We start from the raw sequence: 21,132 nt of genomic DNA on the forward strand, positions 1-21,132 counted from the left end.
ATGCTCAAATTGCTATGCCGCCTTTTGCTGGAAGCGGTCATCTATTAATTGCCAATGATTTTTGTGTTGCGTAGAATTTTGCTTTACGTACCTCAAAGCCAACGTTAAGGTTGCACAGTGAAGCTTTGGGAGGAGTTCACATGCAAGTGGAAATTCTGACAATCAGAAGTCATGGCGGGCGCTCAAGCTATAGTGCTTGCGTTGGTGCGTGCATATGAACGCAACCCGAAACGAGCATGGCACACCGCTTCTGGAGGCGGTTTCGCTGTCGAAATCGTTCGGACCTGTTCAGGTTCTGAAAAATATAAATCTCAGCATTTTTGGCGGCGAAGTTCACGCTATTATCGGCGAAAACGGCGCTGGTAAATCGACATTGATGAAGCTGCTCGCCGGTAATGAGCGTCCGACCAGCGGTGAAATCCACATCGATGGCAAACCAATCTCGTTTTCCGGGCCGGTGGAAGCTGAAGCGCAGGGCATTGTTCTGGTGCATCAGGAAATCCTGCTGGCTCCTGATCTCACTGTCGCCCAGAATATTTATCTGGGACGCGAACTATCCAACGGCCTTGTTGTCGATGACAAATCGATGCGCGAAGGCGCACGCCAAGCCATTCGTGATCTTGGTGCGGATATTGATCCTGATGCCATCGTGGGCAGTTTGTCCATCGCACAGCGTCAGCTTGTGCAGATCGCTCGTGTTTTGCTCGTGCCGCATCGTGTGGTGATTTTTGACGAGCCAACGGCATCGCTTACTCCGGTCGAGACCGAGGCGCTTCTGAAAGTCATTTGTGACATTCGCGCTAAAGGTGTTGCGGTTCTCTATATTTCGCATCGCCTGCCGGAAGTGAAAGAGATTTCAGATCGTGTGACCGTGCTTCGCGATGGCAAGCTTGTTTCCGCGCATCTGGCCTCGGAATTGCAGCCGTCGGATATGGCCCGGCTGATGGTGGGGCGCGATGTTGCCAAACTTTACCCGGATCGCGCAGTACATCATGGACAGGTGCCCGTGCTTGAGGTCGATGACTTCAGCGTTCCGGGCTATGTTAAGACCGCAAGTTTTACATTGAGCAAGGGTGAAATTCTGGGCTTTGCGGGGCTTGTCGGTGCTGGTCGAACGGAATTGATGGAAGGCATTGTTGGCTTGCGTCCCGGCAAAGGCCAGGTCCGTCATAATGGACAGCCTGTCAATTTCCGCAATGCCCACGAAAGTCTTTCCGCTGGCATCGCCTATCTGAGCGAGGATCGGAAAGGCAAGGGGCTGCTGCTTACCAAAGACCTCGGTATCAACCTGACCCTCGCTTCGATCAGCAAATTCGTCCGGGGGTTACAGATTGATCGGCGCAAAGAGCGCACGGCACTCGACGATGCGATCAAAGAGTTCGATATCCGCACGGGCCGGAAAGATATTCTTGCCGGGCAGCTTTCTGGCGGCAATCAGCAGAAGCTTCTTCTGGCAAAGATGATGATGCTCAACCCGTCCATCGTTATTATTGACGAGCCAACCCGCGGTATCGATGTGGGTACCAAAGAACAAATCTATCAGTTCATTGCCAATTTGGCCGACGAGGGCAAATCGATCATCGTCGTATCGTCTGAAATGCCGGAACTCATTGGCGTATGCGACCGTATCGTCGTCATGCGCGAGGGCAGGGTTGCAGGCGAGGTGACAGGCGAACGCATGACCGAAAATGACATCGTTGTCTTAGCAACCGGCGTCAGCACCGAAGAAGCGGCTTAAACAAAAAAAGGGGAGTAAATGACAGACGTAGTGACCGATAAAAGCAGAGTGCCGAAAACGTCCAAAGACTGGGATCTGAGGGCTGTTGCGCCTTTTATTGCGCTGCTTTTGCTGCTTGTTCTGGGTACAATTGCCAATCCAAACTTCATCAGCATCGATAATCTGTTGAATGTTGCCACACGCAGTGCGTTCATTGCCATTATCGCGCTTGGTGCCACCTATGTAATTTCGTCGGGCGGGCTGGATTTGTCGGTTGGCGCCATGGCGGCTTTTGTCGGCAGCATCATGATCATGTTCATGAACAGCGGTGTTATTGCCGATCCGGTCATGATGTTGATCGCAGCCGTGCTTCTGGCCGTTGTCGTGGGGGCGCTTTGCGGCCTGACAAATGGATTGATCACAACACTCGGCGGTATAGAACCGTTCATCGCCACACTCGGCACGATGGGAATTTATCGTGGCCTGACAACATGGCTGTCGCAGGGCGGTGCTATCACATTGCGCAATCCTGACATTCAGGCGCTTTACAGGCCTGTCTATTTCGGTTCCGTTTTTGGCATTCCGATTCCGGTTATTGCGATCTTTGTGACGGCAGCAATTGCGGCATTCGTTCTTTATCGCACACGCTATGGCCGCCATGTGATTGCAGTTGGTTCCAGCGAGGATGTTGCCCGTTACTCAGGCATCTCCGTCAAGCGTGTCCGCACGATTGCCTATATCGTGCAGGGGCTTTGCGTGGCTGTCGCGGTGCTTCTCTATGTGCCGCGACTGGGGTCGACATCTGCAACAACCGGCATGTTGTGGGAGTTGCAGGCGATTACTGCCGTCGTCGTTGGTGGTACGGCATTGCGCGGCGGCGTGGGGCGTGTCTGGGGCACGATCTGCGGTGCATTCATTCTGGAAATTGTCGGCAATATCATGCTGCTTTCCAACTTCATCAGCGAGTATCTGATCGGGGCCATCCAAGGGGCGATCATCATTATCGCCATGCTGGTGCAACGGTCGTTGTCGCGACGATAAAAACCTAGGATGTGATGGGTAATCTCATCACGTCCTGGACAGCGAGTTTGACGGGATTGAAGGGGCGGTCCGGTCACAGAGGGATAAAGCCCCCTGAACATTTGGGAGGAAATAATGCGAGGAAAACTTTTAGGCGTTGCTTTTGCAGCATTGGCCGCTGGTGCGCTGGCCTTTACGGGTATTGCAAGCGCGCAGGACAAGAAGGTCACTATAGGCGTATCTATTCCAGCAGCCGACCATGGCTGGACTGCTGGTGTGGTCTATCATGCCGAACGCGTGGCCAAGCTTCTGATGGCTGAGCACCCGGGCCTTAACGTCATCGTCAAGACGTCGCCGGATGCGGCCAGTCAGGCAAATGCATTGCAGGATCTTGCTGTGCAGGGTCTGGACGGTCTTGTGGTGCTGCCATCCGATCCTGATCCGCTGGTAAATGCTATCAAGGAGATCAAGGACAAGGGTACGTTTGTGGCACTGGTCGATCGCGCGCCAAGCAACAACGACAACTCCATCCGCGATCTTTATGTGGCAGGCAACAATCCGGCACTTGGTCAGGTTGCTGGCGAATACATCAAGAAGACCACGCCAGACGCACAGGTTGTCGTCATTCGCGGCCTGCCGATCCCTATCGATCAGCAGCGTCAGGACGGCTTTGACAAGGGTATCGAAGGCTCGAACGTCAAGGTTCTTGATCGCCAATATGGCAACTGGAACCGCGACGATGCGTTCCGCGTGATGCAGGACTTCCTGACGAAATATCCGAAGATCGATGTCGTCTGGTGTCAGGATGATGACATGGCCGTTGGTGTGCTCGAAGCGATCAAGCAGGCCAACCGTGAAGATATCCAGTATGTCATCGGCGGTGCTGGTTCCAAGGATATGATCAAGAAGGTCATGGATGGCGACAAGCTGATGCCGGTTGATGTTCTTTATCCACCTGCGATGGTTTCAACCGCCATGCAGCTTGCTGCCGGTCATTTCTACGATCAGATTCCAGTGAGCGGCAACTATATCCTCGATGCCACGTTGGTAACCAAGGATAACGCCGAGCAGTTCTATTTCCCGGATTCTCCGTTCTAATACTCATCTGCGCGTCTGCTTTGGCGGGCGCGCAGTTTAACGCTTGAGGGCTTTAGGCCCTTATTCCCGATATCGGTTAGAATTTTCAGTTGGAGGACTTTTGATGAAAACGATCAAAGGGCCTGGGATATTTCTCGGGCAGTTTGCGGGCGATGAAGCGCCATTTAATACATGGGACGGCATCACCAAATGGGCCGCAGAAAAAGGCTATGCCGGTGTACAGGTGCCGACATGGGCGAGCCAGTTGATCGATCTGAAAAAGGCCTCGGAATCCAAAGATTATTGCGATGAGTTTGCTGGCGTCGCACGCGAAAATGGCGTTGAGGTGACTGAGCTTTCAACACATCTGCAAGGCCAGCTTGTTGCCGTGCATCCGGCCTATGACGAAGCTTTTGACGGATTTGCAGTGCCGGAAGTGCGCGGCAACCCAAAGGCACGTCAGGCATGGGCGGTTGAGCAGGTGAAGATGGCCATCAAGGCGTCGCGCAACTTGGGCATTGGTGCTCACGCGACCTTTTCTGGCGCTTTGGCATGGCCGTTTATCTATCCATGGCCGCAGCGTCCTGCTGGTCTGGTTGAAACGGCATTTGACGAACTGGCTCGTCGCTGGACACCTATTCTCGATCATGCGGACGAACATGGCGTGGATATCTGCTATGAAATCCATCCGGGTGAAGACCTGCATGACGGCGTGACATTCGAGATGTTTCTGGAGCGGGTTAAAAATCATCCACGCGCGAACATGCTCTATGATCCGTCACATTATGTGCTGCAATGCCTCGATTATCTTGACAATATCGACATCTACAAAGACCGCATCAAGATGTTCCACGTCAAGGATGCCGAGTTTAATCCAACCGGACGTCAGGGCGTCTATGGCGGTTATCAGGGTTGGGTCAATCGCGCTGGTCGCTTCCGTTCGCTTGGCGATGGTCAGGTTGATTTTGGTGCGGTGTTCTCGAAGATGGCTGCCAATGATTTTGATGGCTGGGCTGTGGTCGAATGGGAATGCGCGTTGAAGCACCCGGAAGACGGTGCGCGTGAAGGCGCTGAGTTTGTTAAGCACCACATCATTCGCGTGACCGAAAAAGCATTCGATGACTTTGCTGCTGGCGGAACCGATGATGCAGCCAATCGGCGCATGCTGGGGCTTTGAGGGGAAGCAGACACAATGACCATTGAAGCAAAAACCAAAGAAACCGCAAATCCACGCATTCGTTTAGGTATGGTTGGCGGTGGTGCGGGGGCTTTCATCGGGGGCGTGCATCGCATGGCCGCGCGGCTCGACAATCGCTTTGAACTGGTGGCGGGAGCGTTGTCTTCGTCGCCAGAGAAAGCGCAAGCCTCTGGCCGTGAGCTTGGCCTTGCGGAAGACCGAATCTATTCAAGCTACAAGGAAATGGCAATTCGTGAAGCGCGCCTCAAGAACGGCATTGAGGCGGTGGCCATCGTGACGCCAAATCATGTGCATTACGATGCGGCCAAGGAATTTCTGCGGCGGGGCATTCACGTGATCTGCGACAAGCCGCTGACCTCGACATTGGCTGATGCGAAGAAGCTCAAGAAAGTGGCCGATGAGAGCGGCGCGCTGTTTGTGCTGACCCACAATTACACCGGTTATCCGATGGTTCGTCAGGCGCGCGAAATGATCGTTAATGGTGAGCTGGGTGATCTCCGTGTTGTTCAGGTAGAATATGCGCAGGACTGGTTGACTGAAGCGGTGGAAAAAACCGGTGCCAAGGGGGCTGTCTGGCGCACCGATCCAGCTCAGTCCGGCCTTGGTGGCGCAACGGGCGACATCGGCACGCATGCCTTCAATCTTGCTTCGTTTGTGACTGGTTTGACGCTCGACAGTCTCGCAGCTGATCTCGATAGCTTTGTTCCCGGTCGTCGTCTTGATGACAATGCGCATGTGATGCTGCGTTTTGCAGGCGGTGCCAAGGGGATGCTCTGGTGCAGTCAGGTCGCACCCGGAAATGAAAATGCGCTGCGTCTTCGCGTTTATGGCACCAAAGGTGGGATCGAATGGGCGCAGGAAGACCCGAACCGGCTGTGGTTCACGCCGTTTGGTGAACAGAAGCGGCTGATCACGCGTGGCGGTTCAGGCGTTGGCGACGCCGCAACCCGCGTTACGCGCGTACCGGGCGGCCATCCGGAAGGCTATCTGGAGGCGTTCGCGACAATCTATGTTGAAGCCGCCAATGCCATTCAGGCCAAGCGTGACAATACCAAGCCTGACAGTGCTGTCATGTACCCAACTGTCGACGATGGTGTCAAAGGCGTCGCATTCATCGATGCTTGCGTCCGATCCTCCAACAAAAATGGTGGATGGGTTAGTCTCTGACATTTATTCAAATTCCAAAACGCCGCCATTTATGGCGGCGTTTTTGTTTGTGCGTTACGGCCTGGCCAGTGGTCCAATTTAACCGCCGTAGAAAAGCCATCTTGATTTCATGTTTGACTGAGATGTGCCTGATATAGCTGACCCGTTGGATCTGTCGGCCCGGTAAGGCACGCGAATTCAAAGCCGTTCGAAAGCGTGTGCCATGCAGAAATTCCGCCCCACAATTGCCAGTGGACCGCTGTGCCTTTTAACAGCGCTCTACATTCTCATTTTCACAAACAGGTCCTTCTGGCATGCAATCAGCACTTATTATGCTGATGCACCATTAAGGCTTGCAGGCATACTGGCCGCGCTGTTGCTGCTGCACGTGGCGCTCTTTGTGCTGTTTTCGGCAAAATACGTCATCAAGCCGATGCTTATCGTATTCGTGATAATTGCAGCCGGTGGTTCTTATTTCACGGATACATTTGGCACGATCATCGACAAGAATGTCATTGAAGCAGCGCTTACAACCACGCAGGCTGAGTCCGGGGCATTGCTGACACCAAGCTTCCTATGGCACATGCTGTTTTACGGTGTTGTTCCGTCGCTGTTGATTGTTTGGGTGCGCGTTAAGCACCGTCCGCTGCTTGGAAAGCTGATGGTCAACGCAGGCGTCATCTTCACTTGCCTCATTGCCGCTGTCGTCATACTCGGGACAAACTATGCGGCCTATTCATCCATGTTCCGTGAACATGGCGCGGATATCATACAGAAGCTTATGCCAAGCACCCCGATCACCAGCACGATCCAATATGTTTCGCATGTGTATAAAAATCGCGATATCCCGATGCAGCCGCTGGGCTTGGATGCCAAACAGACACTGACGCAATTGCCAGCAGGCAAAAAACTGGTCACGGTTGTGGTTGTGGGTGAAACGGCGCGTGCACAGAATTTCAGCCTCAATGGCTATGACCGTGAAACCAATCCGGAATTGAAGAAGCGCGACGTCGTTGCCTTTACTGATACGACGAGCTGTGGCACGGAAACTTCCGTTTCAGTGCCTTGCATGTTTTCGCCTTTCACCCGCGATGACTATTCCAATACAAAGTTCCGAGGCTCGGAAAACCTGATGGATGTGCTTAAACATGCAGGCGTTGAAGTCAGCTGGTACGAGAATAATACCGGCAGCAAAGGCGTTGCAGAGCGGATCAAGCTGATTGATTTGCAGGGTGTGCAGGACAAGCGCTATTGCGAAGGCGGTGAGTGTATCGATCAGATACTGGTAGATAGTCTGTCAAAAGAGCTGAACGAAGTTTCCGGCAATGCGACAATCGTTCTGCACATGACGGGCAGTCACGGCCCGGCTTATTATCGCCGCTATCCGACAGAATATACAGGCTTCAAACCGGATTGCCGCTCCAACGATTTCGCTAAATGTTCGCAGGAAGAGATCGTCAACGCCTATGATAATTCGATCCTCTACACGGATCATATTCTATCCGAGGTGATTGATCTTCTCAAAGCGCATGAAGACAAATTTGCTTCCGCGATGATCTATATGTCCGACCATGGCGAGTCGCTTGGTGAGGACGGTCTATACCTCCATGCGGCCCCCTATTTCATCGCGCCATCGCAGCAGACCCATATACCGTTCATCACGTGGTTTGCGCCGGAATATGCAGCGGATACCGGTCTTAATCTCGATTGTCTGCGCAAGACGACGGCAGAACCGTCATCGCATGACAATCTGTTCCACACGGTGCTTGGCATGATGGCGGTCAAGACTTCCGCCTATGACCAGACGCTTGATCGTTTTGCCGCTTGTCGGACGCCGCATAAGGTGGCATCGAACTAAATATGAAAAGCCCCGCTCATTGAGCGGGACTTTTGTTTGTTTCGTCGCATTATCCCACGCAAAACCGCTTCGCACTTTTTGCTGGAAATGCTTTAAACGTAGCGGTTGACCACGTTTTCCAGATATTCCTGACGACCGGATCGTGGCTGCGGATTGATGTCTTTTGTTTCGACTTCTGAAGCAATCTGTTCCAGCGACATGCCGGTTGCGACTTTCTTGCCGAAATCGCCAGACCATCCGGCATAGCGCTCATCAAGTGGCTTCGATAGTGCGCCGTCTTCCAACATGCGGGCAGCAGCTTTAAGGCCACGTGCACAGCAATCCATGCCGCCGATATGGCCGATCAACAGATCTTGCGGGTCGAGCGACTGGCGACGCAGCTTGGCATCGAAATTGGTGCCGCCATTTTTGAAGCCGCCGTCGAGCAGCACCTGATAATAGGCGAGCGCCATTTCCGGCACATTGTTTGGGAACTGATCTGTATCCCAGCCCGACTGATAATCGTTGCGGTTCATGTCAATGGAACCGAGAATGCCGAGGCTGCGGGCCAGCGCCAGCTCATGCTCGAACGAATGACCGGCAAGAATTGCATGGCCCTGTTCGATATTGACCTTCACTTCGTTTTCGAGGCCATAGCGCTTGAGGAAACCGTAAACCGTCGCGACATCATAATCATACTGATGCTTGGTTGGTTCCTGTGGCTTTGGTTCAATCAGGATCGTGCCCTTGAAGCCGATCTTGTGCTTGTATTCGACCACGAGGTTGAGGAAGCGGCCCATATTGTCGAGCTCGCGTGTCAAATCGGTATTGAGAAGGGTTTCATAACCTTCGCGACCACCCCAAAGCACGTAATTGTCACCGCCAAGACGCTTGGTTGCGTCGAGACAGGTTTTGACTGTGGCTGCTGCAAAAGCGAACACTTCCGGATCAGGATTGGTTGCAGCACCAGACATATAGCGGCGATGTGAGAAGAGATTGGCTGTGCCCCATAGAAGCTTGATGCCGGTTTCGGCCTGCTTCTGCTCAAAAACATCGACGATCGCTTCGAGGTTTTTGGTGTTTTCAGCGAAGTTATTGCCTTCCGGACGGACGTCGGCGTCGTGGAAGCAATAGAAAGGTGCACCGAGAAGCGAGAAGAATTCAAACGCCACATCGGCCTTCAGCTTTGCAGCTTCGAGGCCGTCCTTATACCAGGGGCGGTCGAAGGTACGTCCGCCAAAAGGATCGCCACCCTCCCATGCAAATGTATGCCAATAGGCGACCGCAAAGCGCAGGTGGTCTTCCAGACGTTTGCCAAGAACAATCTCGTCTGGATTGTAATGACGGAATGCCAGCGGATTGTCGCTGTCTGGTCCTTCGTAACGTATTTTCTGGATGTCGCCGAAAAATCCGGTGCTCATCATGCTCCTCCAATGTTGATGCTGGTGACGCTGTGGTCCTGCTTGTTAAGCGAGTGGACGCAGCGCGGGATAAAGTGCGTGGTAGCGCTGATAAGCTTCGTTGTAAGACGAGATCAGCGACTGTTCAGGTTCAATCGTGCGGGCTGTGCGTGGCGGTGTGCAGATCGCAAAAGGATCGGCGCCACTTGCAGCAATCAGGCCTAGGCGCGCGGCACCGAATGCAGCACCGAAGTCGCCTTCTTCGGGAAGTGAAATGGGCACATTCAATGCTGTGGCGATTGATTTCAGCCAATAGCCAGACCGTGAGCCGCCACCAACTGCGATCAGCGATTTGATCTCCGTGCCTGCCGATTGCAGTGCTACGAGATTGTCACGAATGGCAAAGGCCACGCCTTCAAGCACAGCCTGCGTCATCGCCTTGCGGTCAGTTTCATGCTCAAGGCCGCTGAAGACACCGCGAATTTTTGCGTCATTGTAAGGCGTGCGTTCACCAGAAAGATAAGGCAGGAATGTTGCACTGCCGGGTGCCTTGAGTGTGCCGCCAAGCTCGGAGTCGAGCGCATGCGGGGTTGCGCCAACGATGTGGGAAAACCAGTCGAGCGCGCTCGCGGCAGACAGGATGACGCCCATCTGGTGCCATGTGTGGGGAAGTGCATGGCAGAACGCGTGTACGGCACTTTCAGGCTTTGGCTGGTAGGCACCATTGGCGGCAAACAACACGCCGGATGTGCCGAGTGAAACGAAAGCATGGCCGGGCTGGACCGTTCCCATCCCACAGGCAGAGGCCGCATTATCGCCTGCACCACCTGCTACGACTGGAGCATTTGTAAGCCCCCAACGGGCGGTGAGTTCAGCACGCAAGGTGCCAGTTGCATCGCTGCCTTCGGCAAGCTTAGGCATATGGTTTTCAGTCAGCCCGGTCTTTGACAAAAGCTCAGTCGACCATTTGCGCGCGCCGGTATCGAGCCAGCTTGTGCCAGCCGAATCTGACATGTCAGACACATATTCGCCGGTCAGCCAGAGACGCAGATAATCCTTTGGCAGAAGAACCTTACGGGTGCGCGCAAAAACATCCGGCTCATTGCGGGCAACCCAAACGAGTTTAGGCGCTGTGAAACCCGGAAAAACGATGTTGCCGGTGATGGCACGGAAGGCCGGATCGGTATCAAGTTCTGCCGCTTCCTTATAGCTGCGTGTGTCGTTCCACAGGATGCAGGGGCGAAGCACCTGATCGTTTTCATCGAGCAACGTCGCGCCATGCATCTGACCGGAAAGGCCGATGCCAGCAACGGCTGCAAACTCTTTAGGATGCGCTGTGCGCAGGCCATCAATAGCTGTTTCGCATGCGCTGATCCATTGTGCTGGATCTTGTTCGCTCCAGCCGTGGTGCGGGCGTGAAACATCAAGTTCACCATGGGTAGAGCCAATCAACTTCTGTTCGCTGTCGATCAGAAGCGCCTTTACGCCGGATGTTCCAAGATCAAGGCCGAGATACATAGTCGCTCCTGTGGAATTGTCGTTTGGCCTGCGCCTCAGTCGAGCTGTGGCAGGTTGTCTTTGAGAAAGATTTCGATGCGGATGTGTTCCTGTCCCGGCACAATGGCGAGGCGATCCGCCGTTGCTTTGAGAACACGGATGGCACTGCGGATTTCATGGCCCGCGTCTTGCGCAAGCACCGCATGCACAAGACCGTCTTTCAGTGCCTGCGATGTGATATCGTCGCGTTCATGGGCGATGACCAGGGGCCGACTGTCATTTCGGGAGGCCGCGAGTGCCCGGATTAGTCCGCTGTTTCCTGCACCTAAGCTATAAATTCCCGCGAGGTCTTTTCGCTTTTCAAGGAGTTCAAGCACAAGCTTTTCAACGCGCGCGCCTTCATCGAAGCCCTCCAGAACCGGTAGAATCTCACGCCCGGAAAAGTCGGTTTCCATAGCGCTTTTGAAGCCTTCAAAACGCTCCTGATGGTCGTGCACTTTCAGCGAGCCAGCGATAACCGCAATGGCACCATCGGTACCGCTTGCAAAAAGGCCCAACAAGCGTGCGGCAGTGCAGCCAGCAGCACCATTATCAATGCCGACATAATGTGCGCGGGATGAATTGCCGAGGTCGGAAACAAGCGTAACCGCATGAACGCCCTGTTCTGCAAGGCGTAAACAGGCGTCGCGTACCGGGTCGGTGTCGACCGCAACAAAGGCGACACCATCGGGTTTGTGTTCTGCACTTGCATCCAATGCTCTAACAAGGGCTGCTTCATCAAATGCCGGCACAAGCACGAGATTGATGAGAACACGCTCGGAGAGCCCGCGTTCTGTTGCCGCTTCAAGCTCTGCGCGAAGGCTCTGCATGAAGGTGTTTTCATTATCCGGCAAAATGAAATCGAACTGATAAAGCCTGCCACGCGCAAGATTGGCAGCACCCACATCACGCACATAGCCAAGCGTGTTCATCGCGTCCGTAACACGGTCGCGGGTCTTTGCTCTCACACCAGGGCGATCGTTCAGCACACGGTCAACCGTGGCGAGACTGACGCCCGCAGTTCTGGCTATATCATGCACGGTAGGTTTCATTCTCACTCCTCGGAGCGGAACATAGGATCAAAAATGAGGTACGTAAATCAAAAAATGCTTGCTATTCATTTTTGTTCACGTATCAATTGCATCCGAGGATGAGATCTTGCACTTTCACGGGTGAGACTCACTGGAGTGGTCTTGGTGCATTGCACCGCAGGGAGGATCAGCCAGATATGAAATCAAGCAGCTTCGTCAGGAGCTGTTTTGTCGTGCCAGACTCCGGGGGCGGGTTCGTTCGGGGCGAGGAATTTATATCAACCGGCATAATGCCGGCGGTGATTGGAGGAACAGTGCATGAAACGTCGTAATTTTCTAACAGGCGCGCTGGTTGCAGCAGCTCTCGGCATTGGAGCCATGGGTGCAACACCAGCTTTTGCATCGCCGGAAAATCCGGTTATCGGTTTTTCCATTGACGATCTGCGCGTTGAGCGCTGGGCGCGCGACCGCGATTATTTCATCGCGGCAGCAGAGAAGCTCGGTGCCAAGGTCAATGTTCAGTCGGCTGACGGCAACGAAGAAAAGCAGGTCAAGCAGGTCGAAAACCTGATCTCGCAAGGCGTCGATGCCATCGTGATCGTGCCGATGAATTCAAAGGTCTTTGACGCGGTTGTTGCCGACGCAAAGGCTTCCGGCATCAAGGTTCTTTCCTATGACCGTCTGATCCTCAATGCCGATATCGACGCTTACATTTCCTTCGACAATGAGCGCGTTGGTTTCATGCAGGCTGAGGCTGTGCTGAAGGCAAAGCCGGAAGGCAATTATTACCTGCTCGGCGGATCGCCCACCGACAACAACGCGAAGCTGCTTCGCGCTGGTCAGGAACGGGCTCTAAAAGAAGCTGTTGATTCAGGCAAGGTCAAGATCGTTGGCTCGCAGTGGGTCAAGGAATGGAGCCCGACTGAAGCGCTTTCGATCATGGAAAATGCGCTGACTGCTGCACAGAACAAAGTTGACGCGGTTGTCGCTTCCAATGATGGCACCGCAGGCGGTGCAATTCAGGCACTTGCAGCACAGGGCCTTGCTGGCAAGACTGCTGTTTCCGGTCAGGATAGCGATCTGGCAGCCGTGAAGCGCCTGGTTGATGGCACGCAGACCGTTACGGTTTACAAGCCACTCAAGCTGATCGCTGAAGAAGCTGCCAAGCTCACCGTGCAGATGGTGAAGGGCGAAAAGCCGGAATTCAACGGCAAGATCGACAACGGCTCCAAGGAAGTTGATACGCTTCTCCTCACGCCAACGGCTGTGACCAAGGACAATATCGACATCTACGTGACCGACGGCTTCTACACCAAGGAGCAGATCGAAGGGAAATAAGCCCTCTTTTCTGCAAAGCTGAGAGTAAAATGCGGGGCCGGATGTTGGGAATTCATGCTTCCGACGTCTGGCCTTACATCAAGTTTGTCAGGCCTGTCTTTGACAGCGTTGTCGGCTAAAATTCTCCAGATGAGTGGCTTTCAGGAGCCTTCTTAGGGCTCAGCATCGAGCCAAGTTTTGAAAATACTGCAAGGTCGTTGTTGATGTCCGAATATCTTTTGGAAATGCGAAACATCGGTAAAGAGTTCAACGGCGTGAAGGCGCTGGATGGCATTTATCTGAAAGTGCGTGCGGGAGAATGTGTCGGACTGTGCGGCGAGAACGGGGCGGGCAAGTCCACCCTGATGAAAGTGCTTTCGGGTGTTTATCCCTATGGCACATGGACTGGCGAGATATTCTGGGAAGGCAACGAACTAAAGGCGAGCGGCATTCGTGACACGGAAGCCGCCGGTATCGTCATCATCCATCAGGAGCTGATGATGGTGCCGCATCTGTCCGTGGCTGAAAATATCTTTCTGGGTTCCGAGCCAACCAATGGCGGATTCATTGATTACGATCAGATGAATGCGCGGGCAACGGAGCTGCTCGCACGCCTCAAGATCCACGACATCAATGTTGCATTGCCCGTTTATCATTACTCCGGCGGTAAGCAGCAATTGATTGAGATCGCAAAAGCGATCAACAAAAACGCCAAGCTGCTGATCCTTGACGAGCCAACCTCGGCGCTGACCGCATCTGAAACGCGGGTGCTGCTTGACCTGATCAAAGACTTCAAAGCGCAAGGCATGGCTTGCGTTTATATCTCGCACAAGCTCGATGAAGTGGCGGAGATTTCCGACACTGTGACAGTCATCCGTGACGGCGCGCATATCGCGACGAGGCCGATGGCTGAATTGACCACGCCTGACATCATCACCATGATGGTGGGGCGCGAGATGAAGAACCTCTTCCCGCGCGAGCCGCATGACATTGGTGAGGTGATGTTTGAAGCCCGCAATGTGAGCTGCTGGGACGTGACCAATCCCGACCGCAAGGTGGTCGACAATGTTTCCTTTGCGTTGAGACGCGGTGAGATTTTGGGTATTGCGGGTCTTGTTGGGGCCGGGCGTACTGAACTCGTATCGAGCCTGTTTGGTGTGTGGCCGGGAGCCCATGAGGGGCAGGTTTTCCTAGAAGGCAAAGAAATCAAAATCCGTACGCCGCGCGATGCTGTGCGACAGGGCATTTGCATGGTGCCCGAGGACCGTAAGCGCGATGGCATCCTTCCGATCATGCCAGTCGGCCATAATATGACGATCTCTGTGCTGGATCGTTTTTCGCTGCGCGGCCTGATCGATAAGGAATCGGAGCTTGCAACCATTCAACGCGAGATTTTGCGGCTTAAAGTGAAAACTGCCGATCCAATGCTGGCGATTGCCTCACTATCTGGCGGTAATCAGCAGAAAGCCGTGCTTTCAAAAATGATGCTGCCTGATCCCAAGGTCCTCATACTCGATGAGCCGACACGTGGCGTCGATGTCGGTGCGAAATATGAGATCTATAAGCTGATATTCGCGCTCGCCAAACAAGGCGTGGCAATTTTGATGGTTTCGTCGGAAATGCCGGAGGTGCTTGGCATCAGCGATCGTGTCCTTGTGATTGGCGAGGGCAAATTGCGCGGCGATTTTCCGAATGAAAATCTCACCCAGGAGAAGGTTCTTGCCGCTGCAATCGGCAAGCCTGCAACCAATGCGGCCTAGTCTTTGAAGACTGATCTGCAACTAATCTAACCGGTGCATGACATGACATTGACAGGCAAAAGCCTCAGAAAATTCCTTGCAGAATACAAGATCGTGGCGCTGCTGATTGTGGTGGCCCTTATCTGGGCATTCTTCGCCGTGATGACTTATGATCCCGAAATGGGGCGGTCGCAGTTTCTGACAGCGCGCAATTTCTCCAACCTTCTGCGTCAGATGGCGATTACAGGCATGCTGGCTTCGGCGATGGTGTTTGTCATTGTCGCGGGTGAAATCGACCTGTCCGTCGGGGCACTGCTTGGACTTCTTGGCGGTGTCGCGGCGGTGCTCGATGTGGTTTATGGTTGGCCGCTATGGGCCACAGTCAGCACGGTTCTTGTTCTTGGCGTGATCTTGGGTGGCTTTAACGGCTGGCTGACAGCCTATCTCGGTATTCCCTCGTTCATTGTCACGCTTGGTGGGCAATTGGTGTTTCGCGGCATTGTGCTGGGCATCATGGGCGGTGTGACGATTGCGCCGATTTCGCCGGAGTTCAAATATATCGGACAAGGGTATCTGCCCGGCTGGCTTGGCAATGTCTGCGCTATGGTGCTCTTTACGGTCCTTATTCTGATTACGCTCAGAACTCGTGCCAGCAAGCGCAAGCACAGTCTGCAAACCCTTTCACCGGCGATGGAAACTGCGCGTCTTCTTGGCACGGGCATCCTGATCCTTGGCTTTATCCTGATCCTCAACAGCTATCAGGGTGTGCCAGTTCCAGTTCTGGTGCTGCTGGTCATTCTGGGTGTTTTCACTGTCATTTCGCGCCAGACGGTCTTCGGACGACACATTTATGCGGTCGGTTCGAACCTTGAAGCCACGCGGTTTTCGGGCGTTAATGTGAATTTCGTCAAAATGGCGGTGTTTGCGCTGATGGGTTTGATGGCTGCGGTTGCTGGTCTGACGACAACAGCTCGTCTTGCGGCAGGGACACCATCTGCAGGCTTTGGCGGTGAGCTGGATGCGATTGCGTCCTGCTTTATCGGCGGTACATCAATGCGTGGTGGTGTGGGATCGGTCATTGGTGCGCTGGTCGGCGCGCTGATCATGTCGAGCCTCGACAACGGCATGTCGATGCTGGGTGTCGATACGTTCTGGCAGCAGATCATCAAGGGCAGCATTCTGGTGCTGGCCGTTTATCTCGATATCGTTTCGTCAGGCACGCGTCGCGCTTGATAAAAGCGGGCGCTTGATGTGGGCGGGGGCGTGTCGCGCAGAACCTTAAAGGTTCTGCGCGACACTATTATTTAGCTTTTTTCATCGCCGCTTGGACGCCCGATGCTGAGCAGCTGATAGATTATCAGAGCTGCAAAAGTGGATGTGCCAATACCACCCAGCGCAAAATCGCCAATATTGACAGTAAAGTCGCCAGCACCAAAAAATCAGCGCCACGCCTACTGTGAAGAGATTGCGCGGGTCGGCGAAATTGACCTTGTTCACCACCCAGATGCGCGCCATCGCGGAGGCAATAAGCCCGAAGACCGATACTGCAAGACCTGCGAGAACAGGTGCTGGAATGGTCTGCAGGATTGCGCCGAACTTTGGTGACATGCCGAGTGCAATGGCGACTATGGCAGCGATTACGAAGATCAGCGTCGAATAGACCTTGGTCATGGCCATGACGCCGATGTTTTCCGCATAGGTGGTAACACCGGTGCCGCCGCCGGAACCGGAAATCATGGTTGCAAGACCATCGCCCAGAAAGCCGCGACCGATATAGCGGTCCATATTCTGACCTGTGATCGAACCAAGCGCTTTAATGTGTCCAAGATTTTCAGCCACAAGAACAATCGCAACAGGTGCAATCAGTGTGATAGCGGGCCAGGTGAAAACCGGCTTTGCAAAAGCGGGCAGACCGAACCATGGAGCAGCACTGACCGCTGCGAAATTGATGCCAGGGACCATGCCGAGACCATTGCCGAAAATCAGCACAAGGCAATAACCAAACAGAAGTGCGAGCAGCACGGCAATGCGTTTTGTGGCAAGCGGACCATAGGCCGAAATCATAGCCATACAGAGAACCGTCAGCATTGCGATGGTCATATGCGCGCCCGTACCCTTGAGCTGACCCACAGCCACAGGGGCAAGGTTCAGGCCGATGGCAACGCCGATGGCACCCGTGACGGCAGGTGGCATGAGTTTCTCAACCCAACCTGTGCCGATCGTCATCACCACCAGACCGATGACGGCATAAAGTGCGCCACAGGCAATGATGCCGCCAAGCGCCAGACCGATATTGGGATTGGGACCGCTTCCGGAATAGCCGGTGACGGCAATGACGACGGCAATGAAAGCGAAAGACGAGCCGAGATAGCTCGGCACGCGACCGCCGGTCATCAGGAAGAACAACAATGTGCCGATGCCTGAGAAGAACACCGCAACATTCGGATCAAACCCCATAAGCAAGGGGGCGACAATGGTGGAGCCGGACATTGCCAACAGATGCTGGATGCCCATCGGCACAGCCGCTGCTGTTGGAAGCCTCTCATCAGGCAATACTACGCTGTTATTGGTAAGACGCCATTTCGGGAAGTAAGACATAGACCCCTCATACTCATATTTATCAAAGTGCATTTATCCGCATTCCTTGCAGATCGCCAGTGTCTATAAGCATGGGAGAATGCGACCGTGGCGATCGCACAATATTTCCTTTGGAGAAGTGAGTTTGGGAGACAATCTTGAGACCATCTCCCAGATTGACTTCGTTAAACACTGGCCAGTTGATTGAGCTCACTGGCTGCTTTGATTATTGAACCGAGTTTTTCAGAAGTCTGGGTTTGATTGACGAAGTAGATGTAATGGAAGGCATCGGCTCTTCCGCCAATCAGGCAGATATCCTGACGGCTCCATTCCCATTCCAGGGCATCAAGTGTCTTTTCAAATTCGGATGATGCAGTTGCTGACCAGAAACTCGCTATACCGTTAGATATGAGTGCGTTTTCTACCACAGTCAGACCGTGATCTGCATAAATTGCATCATTCGTGCTTCGGACCAGAAAATCAGGACCATTATCGGTATCCATCAAAATCAGATCATATGTCGCCTGGTTCTGACTGAGGGTATCCATTACATCGCCGATCTGAATTTTCACGCGGCGGTCATCAAGCGGGAAACCAGCCAAGTGGCCAATGCGAGAGCGATTCCATTCCACAATTTCGGGTACGAGCTCACAGACCGTAACCTCGGTATCAATCGGGAGGTAATCCAGAGCAGCCCGGAGCGTGAAGCCCATACCGAGTCCGCCAATAAGGACTCTCTTCGGGGCACGGTCAAGCAGCCTCAGCGATCGTTCCGCCAGAACTGTTTCAGATTGGAAGTTGATATTCGACATGAGTTCCAGACCATTATATCGGATCTCGAAAATATCGTCTCTTTGACGCAAGAGAATTTCGTCGCCAGCATCATTGCTGGCACGCGCCAATTCAGTCCAGATAGCCATAATAAATCCCAAACGTTGGCACTACCGGTTGCCCGGCAGGACTTTTCGTATTCAGTGTGACTGGAATTTGAGGGTCGCTGCGGGGCTAGGCGCGCAGCAACCCAATGGCATCGTCCGACTTGGCGTCCATCATCAGAGGAAAGGCCGACTGGTTATTCGAGATAACGAGTGAAAGCAGCGTATTTCGAAAATTAGCCGTCATGTCCCCAGACTGAATTGCTCACCACGATAGTATGGCTCCGCCTTAGGTCTAGGAAATAGCCAGACCTTTTGCAAGTTAGACGGACTGCAACTGCGAAGTCGGAGTGAGACTGATGGGAGAACAGGACGGTGGAACGGTTCTGTGCCGACGCCGACATTGGCGAAATGATAATCTTTAATTCGATCTGGGGGATAGTCTCTACACATCTACGCACTATCTGACTCCCTGCACTGGATTGGTTCCAAGGAGGAAATGACAATGCAGCACAGAATCCACGAGAATATGGAAGTAATCGGAGCAGATGGCGTTCATGTTGGAACGGTTGATCGGCTTGAAGGGAATCGTATCAAGCTGAAGAAAACTGACAATTCGGAAGCCCACCGAAATCATCATCATTATATCGAACTTGGCTTTGTGGCCGATATAGAGAGCGACGATAAGGTCCGGCTATCAGCCAATGCCGATGTAGCGGTGACTCTCGAAGAAGAAGACTCTGGAAAGCCGGTTGATCTCTGAGGATTCGGGTTTTGCGCCAAAGAAAGGCGGCCTCTTCCGATGAAGGGCGCCTTTCTTTTGAGAAACCAAGCTGCGCTTACTATTGTCGAGGGATTGCCGATGTTCTCAGCACGCGCAATCACAGTGACTGAAAGCCTGATCTATCTGCCTGATATCTCGGACAGTAACATATGGATAGAATTTCGTGACTTGCCCTCCTTCATCAGAAGGAGGATTGTAACTAGATAACATTGAGCAAAGAAGGCAGAAAGATCATGATCAATTTCAAAGCATTTACGTCGATGGGCGTGATCGCCTTGCTGTCATTTTCTCTGTCTGGATGCGTGAGCGAGTCGTATTCCTACGATGGTTATCGTAATTATGGTCCTGCATATGGTGATTTCTATTCTGGACCAGATATTATTTACCGTAGCGGGCCGAGGTATAACTCAAGGTATTATCGAGATGATCGTTACTACCGTGATAGATCATACCGCGACAGATCATATCGGGACAGATCAGACCGCGAAAGAACCCGCCCACGACCGGAGCAGCGCACTGATTATTCCAGACCTGCCAATCGCTCCGATAAACGGCTTATCGTTGTGCCGAGGAACGACCAGCCAAACAACACTTCAGTCAACTCAGGTGCAGTTCGTATCATAAAAAGAGAGTCTCAAAACTAAAGCGATCCCCAAAAGTGGGTGCGGGTTTGGGATAGAAGGTTCATAAAAACAAAGACTTAAAGCGTGTCTCATGGATATGATAAAACACGACACGCTTTAGAGTTTGATCGTGGTTTCGCGCAACTTGATTGTGGGTGTAAGCAAAATTGAGCGTTGCGGTGCATCTGTTCCCAAAAGTGCGGCGACGGCGTTCTCAGCTATTGCCTTAACAGGCTGCACAATCGTCGAAAGGCGTGGTGTGGTAAGACGAGCCAGCGGAATGTCGTCGAAGCCAATGATGGAAACATCGCGGGGAATGGAGATGCCGTAATCGGACGCCCCGCGCATGATGCCAATTGCCTGCTGATCACTGGAGGCTGCGATAGCTGTCGGCAACTCTTCCCGCTTTCGCATAAAGAGTTGCGCGGCCAATGCCTCGCCTGAATTATAGTCGAAACCAGCTTCCAGCAATTCGGGCATAGGCATCTCTGCCTCTCCAGATTGAATGGCACGTTGGCAATAATCCATAAACCCTTTCCGCCGTTCAGCGGAGATTGTCAGATTGGATGGGCCAGAAATATAGCTAATCTTTCGGTGTCCAAGTCCAAGCAGGTGACGCGCCGCCAGTTCTCCGCCTGCATAATGATCGACCGCAACAAGTGGGTGATTACCATAAGGGCGATCAAGTGCAATTGTTCGAATTGAACCCGTCAAAGAGCTGGGAGAGTGGGCATTGACGGGGATAATCAGAAAACCTGCGGGCAGGTGCGCTCGCAGTCCGAGTATCTGTTGTTCTTCACGCGCCGGGTCGCCATGTGTATCTGCCAAAACGACAAGATGCCCGTAGCTATAGGCCGCAGCCTCAATGCGCTGAGCCAGCTCAGAGAAATACGGATTGGTTATATCGGGCAAGACAAGCGCGATCATATTGGTGCGGTGTCGCCGCAATCCTCGCGCAAGATTGTTCGGTCGGTATCCAAGCGCAGAGACTGCCTCGCCGACCGCTTCGCGCATTTTAGGTGTGACGGAAGGATTGTTGCTCAACACGCGCGAAACCGTTCCGACCGATACGCCAGCCCGTTTCGCAACATCCTTTATCGTCGCCATGAATGTCTGTCCTGCAAATTACTTTCTTGCCTCTCCCATAAATCGAGAGAGGCAAGGAATTAAAGCATTTCCAGCAAAAGTGCGAAGCGGTTTTGCGTTGGATAATGCGTAAAAAAGTAGATAGAGCGGTTCCAACGATTAAGTCTTA

General features: G+C 53.2%; 15 protein-coding genes and 1 pseudogene. 10 read left to right on the forward strand and 6 right to left on the reverse strand.

Going from position 1 to position 21,132, the window contains the following annotated elements; all coding sequences use genetic code 11:
• Nucleotides 1-214 precede the first annotated feature (214 nt).
• The 6 genes from C9380_RS18860 (at nucleotide 215) to C9380_RS18885 (ending at nucleotide 8,016) form a co-directional block, all read left to right on the forward strand.
• Nucleotides 215-1,738, forward strand: a complete 1,524-nt coding sequence (locus C9380_RS18860) for a sugar ABC transporter ATP-binding protein (protein ID WP_100557687.1) — start codon at nucleotides 215-217, stop codon at nucleotides 1,736-1,738.
• Between the two features lie 18 nt (nucleotides 1,739-1,756).
• Nucleotides 1,757-2,758: an ABC transporter permease gene (locus C9380_RS18865; protein ID WP_024897659.1), complete on the forward strand. Its 1,002-nt coding sequence runs from the start codon at nucleotides 1,757-1,759 to the stop codon at nucleotides 2,756-2,758.
• A 114-nt stretch (nucleotides 2,759-2,872) separates the two neighbouring features.
• The gene (locus tag C9380_RS18870) at nucleotides 2,873-3,835 is read left to right on the forward strand and encodes a substrate-binding domain-containing protein (protein WP_024897660.1); all 963 of its coding nucleotides are present in this window, start codon (nucleotides 2,873-2,875) and stop codon (nucleotides 3,833-3,835) included.
• A 103-nt stretch (nucleotides 3,836-3,938) separates the two neighbouring features.
• Entirely contained in the window at nucleotides 3,939-4,991 is a 1,053-nt protein-coding gene (locus C9380_RS18875; RefSeq protein ID WP_105534911.1) for a sugar phosphate isomerase/epimerase family protein, read from the forward strand.
• 15 nt (nucleotides 4,992-5,006) lie between these two features.
• On the forward strand, nucleotides 5,007-6,179 hold the full coding sequence (locus C9380_RS18880) for a Gfo/Idh/MocA family protein (protein WP_105707994.1): 1,173 nt from the start codon (nucleotides 5,007-5,009) through the stop codon (nucleotides 6,177-6,179).
• 202 nt (nucleotides 6,180-6,381) lie between these two features.
• Nucleotides 6,382-8,016, forward strand: coding sequence for a phosphoethanolamine transferase (locus C9380_RS18885; protein ID WP_128094273.1), 1,635 nt, complete (start codon nucleotides 6,382-6,384; stop codon nucleotides 8,014-8,016).
• Between the two features lie 92 nt (nucleotides 8,017-8,108).
• On the opposite strand, the gene xylA is transcribed toward C9380_RS18885, so the two are convergent.
• Genes xylA through C9380_RS18900 form a run of 3 tightly spaced genes read right to left on the reverse strand, consistent with a single transcriptional unit; the run spans nucleotide 8,109 to nucleotide 11,983 of the window.
• Nucleotides 8,109-9,416 (reverse strand): xylose isomerase, encoded by a 1,308-nt coding sequence (gene xylA, locus C9380_RS18890; RefSeq protein ID WP_105707998.1) that lies wholly within the window; start codon nucleotides 9,414-9,416, stop codon nucleotides 8,109-8,111.
• Nucleotides 9,417-9,461: 45 nt separating this feature from the next.
• On the reverse strand, nucleotides 9,462-10,913 hold the full coding sequence (gene xylB, locus C9380_RS18895) for a xylulokinase (RefSeq protein ID WP_105707999.1): 1,452 nt from the start codon (nucleotides 10,911-10,913) through the stop codon (nucleotides 9,462-9,464).
• Between the two features lie 35 nt (nucleotides 10,914-10,948).
• On the reverse strand, nucleotides 10,949-11,983 hold the full coding sequence (locus C9380_RS18900; protein ID WP_100557693.1) for a LacI family DNA-binding transcriptional regulator: 1,035 nt from the start codon (nucleotides 11,981-11,983) through the stop codon (nucleotides 10,949-10,951).
• 297 nt (nucleotides 11,984-12,280) lie between these two features.
• On the opposite strand from C9380_RS18900, the gene xylF reads away from it, so the two are divergent.
• The 3 genes from xylF (at nucleotide 12,281) to C9380_RS18915 (ending at nucleotide 16,251) form a co-directional block, all read left to right on the forward strand.
• Nucleotides 12,281-13,300: a D-xylose ABC transporter substrate-binding protein gene (gene xylF / locus C9380_RS18905; protein WP_024897667.1), complete on the forward strand. Its 1,020-nt coding sequence runs from the start codon at nucleotides 12,281-12,283 to the stop codon at nucleotides 13,298-13,300.
• 203 nt (nucleotides 13,301-13,503) lie between these two features.
• Nucleotides 13,504-15,039 (forward strand): xylose ABC transporter ATP-binding protein, encoded by a 1,536-nt coding sequence (locus tag C9380_RS18910; RefSeq protein WP_100557694.1) that lies wholly within the window; start codon nucleotides 13,504-13,506, stop codon nucleotides 15,037-15,039.
• Between the two features lie 42 nt (nucleotides 15,040-15,081).
• A complete protein-coding gene (locus C9380_RS18915; RefSeq protein ID WP_100557695.1) occupies nucleotides 15,082-16,251 on the forward strand; it encodes a sugar ABC transporter permease in 1,170 nt (389 codons plus the stop codon).
• Nucleotides 16,252-16,322: 71 nt separating this feature from the next.
• Here the strand turns inward: C9380_RS18915 and C9380_RS18920 are convergent.
• Together C9380_RS18920 and C9380_RS18925 are read right to left on the reverse strand one after the other, a co-directional pair.
• A pseudogene (locus C9380_RS18920) lies at nucleotides 16,323-17,616 on the reverse strand (solute carrier family 23 protein).
• Between the two features lie 164 nt (nucleotides 17,617-17,780).
• Nucleotides 17,781-18,515: a spermidine synthase gene (locus tag C9380_RS18925; RefSeq protein WP_128094274.1), complete on the reverse strand. Its 735-nt coding sequence runs from the start codon at nucleotides 18,513-18,515 to the stop codon at nucleotides 17,781-17,783.
• A 460-nt stretch (nucleotides 18,516-18,975) separates the two neighbouring features.
• On the opposite strand from C9380_RS18925, the gene C9380_RS18930 reads away from it, so the two are divergent.
• Nucleotides 18,976-19,233: a DUF2171 domain-containing protein gene (locus C9380_RS18930; RefSeq protein ID WP_024897672.1), complete on the forward strand. Its 258-nt coding sequence runs from the start codon at nucleotides 18,976-18,978 to the stop codon at nucleotides 19,231-19,233.
• A 761-nt stretch (nucleotides 19,234-19,994) separates the two neighbouring features.
• Here the strand turns inward: C9380_RS18930 and C9380_RS18935 are convergent.
• Nucleotides 19,995-20,984, reverse strand: coding sequence for a LacI family DNA-binding transcriptional regulator (locus tag C9380_RS18935; RefSeq protein ID WP_105534918.1), 990 nt, complete (start codon nucleotides 20,982-20,984; stop codon nucleotides 19,995-19,997).
• Nucleotides 20,985-21,132 lie beyond the last annotated feature (148 nt).

Source organism: Brucella pituitosa, from assembly GCF_003049685.1.
In the GTDB taxonomy this organism is placed as follows: domain Bacteria; phylum Pseudomonadota; class Alphaproteobacteria; order Rhizobiales; family Rhizobiaceae; genus Brucella; species Brucella pituitosa.

Coding starts and splice junctions, on each gene's coding strand:
- C9380_RS18865 (WP_024897659.1), top strand. CDS start 1,757: ATGACAGACGTAGTGACCGATAAAAGCAGAGTGCCGAAAACGTCCAAA.
- C9380_RS18935 (WP_105534918.1), bottom strand. CDS start 20,984: ATGGCGACGATAAAGGATGTTGCGAAACGGGCTGGCGTATCGGTCGGA.
- xylF (WP_024897667.1), top strand. CDS start 12,281: ATGAAACGTCGTAATTTTCTAACAGGCGCGCTGGTTGCAGCAGCTCTC.
- C9380_RS18900 (WP_100557693.1), bottom strand. CDS start 11,983: ATGAAACCTACCGTGCATGATATAGCCAGAACTGCGGGCGTCAGTCTC.
- C9380_RS18930 (WP_024897672.1), top strand. CDS start 18,976: ATGCAGCACAGAATCCACGAGAATATGGAAGTAATCGGAGCAGATGGC.
- C9380_RS18885 (WP_128094273.1), top strand. CDS start 6,382: ATGCAGAAATTCCGCCCCACAATTGCCAGTGGACCGCTGTGCCTTTTA.
- xylA (WP_105707998.1), bottom strand. CDS start 9,416: ATGAGCACCGGATTTTTCGGCGACATCCAGAAAATACGTTACGAAGGA.
- xylB (WP_105707999.1), bottom strand. CDS start 10,913: ATGTATCTCGGCCTTGATCTTGGAACATCCGGCGTAAAGGCGCTTCTG.
- C9380_RS18880 (WP_105707994.1), top strand. CDS start 5,007: ATGACCATTGAAGCAAAAACCAAAGAAACCGCAAATCCACGCATTCGT.
- C9380_RS18870 (WP_024897660.1), top strand. CDS start 2,873: ATGCGAGGAAAACTTTTAGGCGTTGCTTTTGCAGCATTGGCCGCTGGT.
- C9380_RS18915 (WP_100557695.1), top strand. CDS start 15,082: ATGACATTGACAGGCAAAAGCCTCAGAAAATTCCTTGCAGAATACAAG.
- C9380_RS18875 (WP_105534911.1), top strand. CDS start 3,939: ATGAAAACGATCAAAGGGCCTGGGATATTTCTCGGGCAGTTTGCGGGC.
- C9380_RS18925 (WP_128094274.1), bottom strand. CDS start 18,515: ATGGCTATCTGGACTGAATTGGCGCGTGCCAGCAATGATGCTGGCGAC.
- C9380_RS18910 (WP_100557694.1), top strand. CDS start 13,504: ATGTCCGAATATCTTTTGGAAATGCGAAACATCGGTAAAGAGTTCAAC.
- C9380_RS18860 (WP_100557687.1), top strand. CDS start 215: ATGAACGCAACCCGAAACGAGCATGGCACACCGCTTCTGGAGGCGGTT.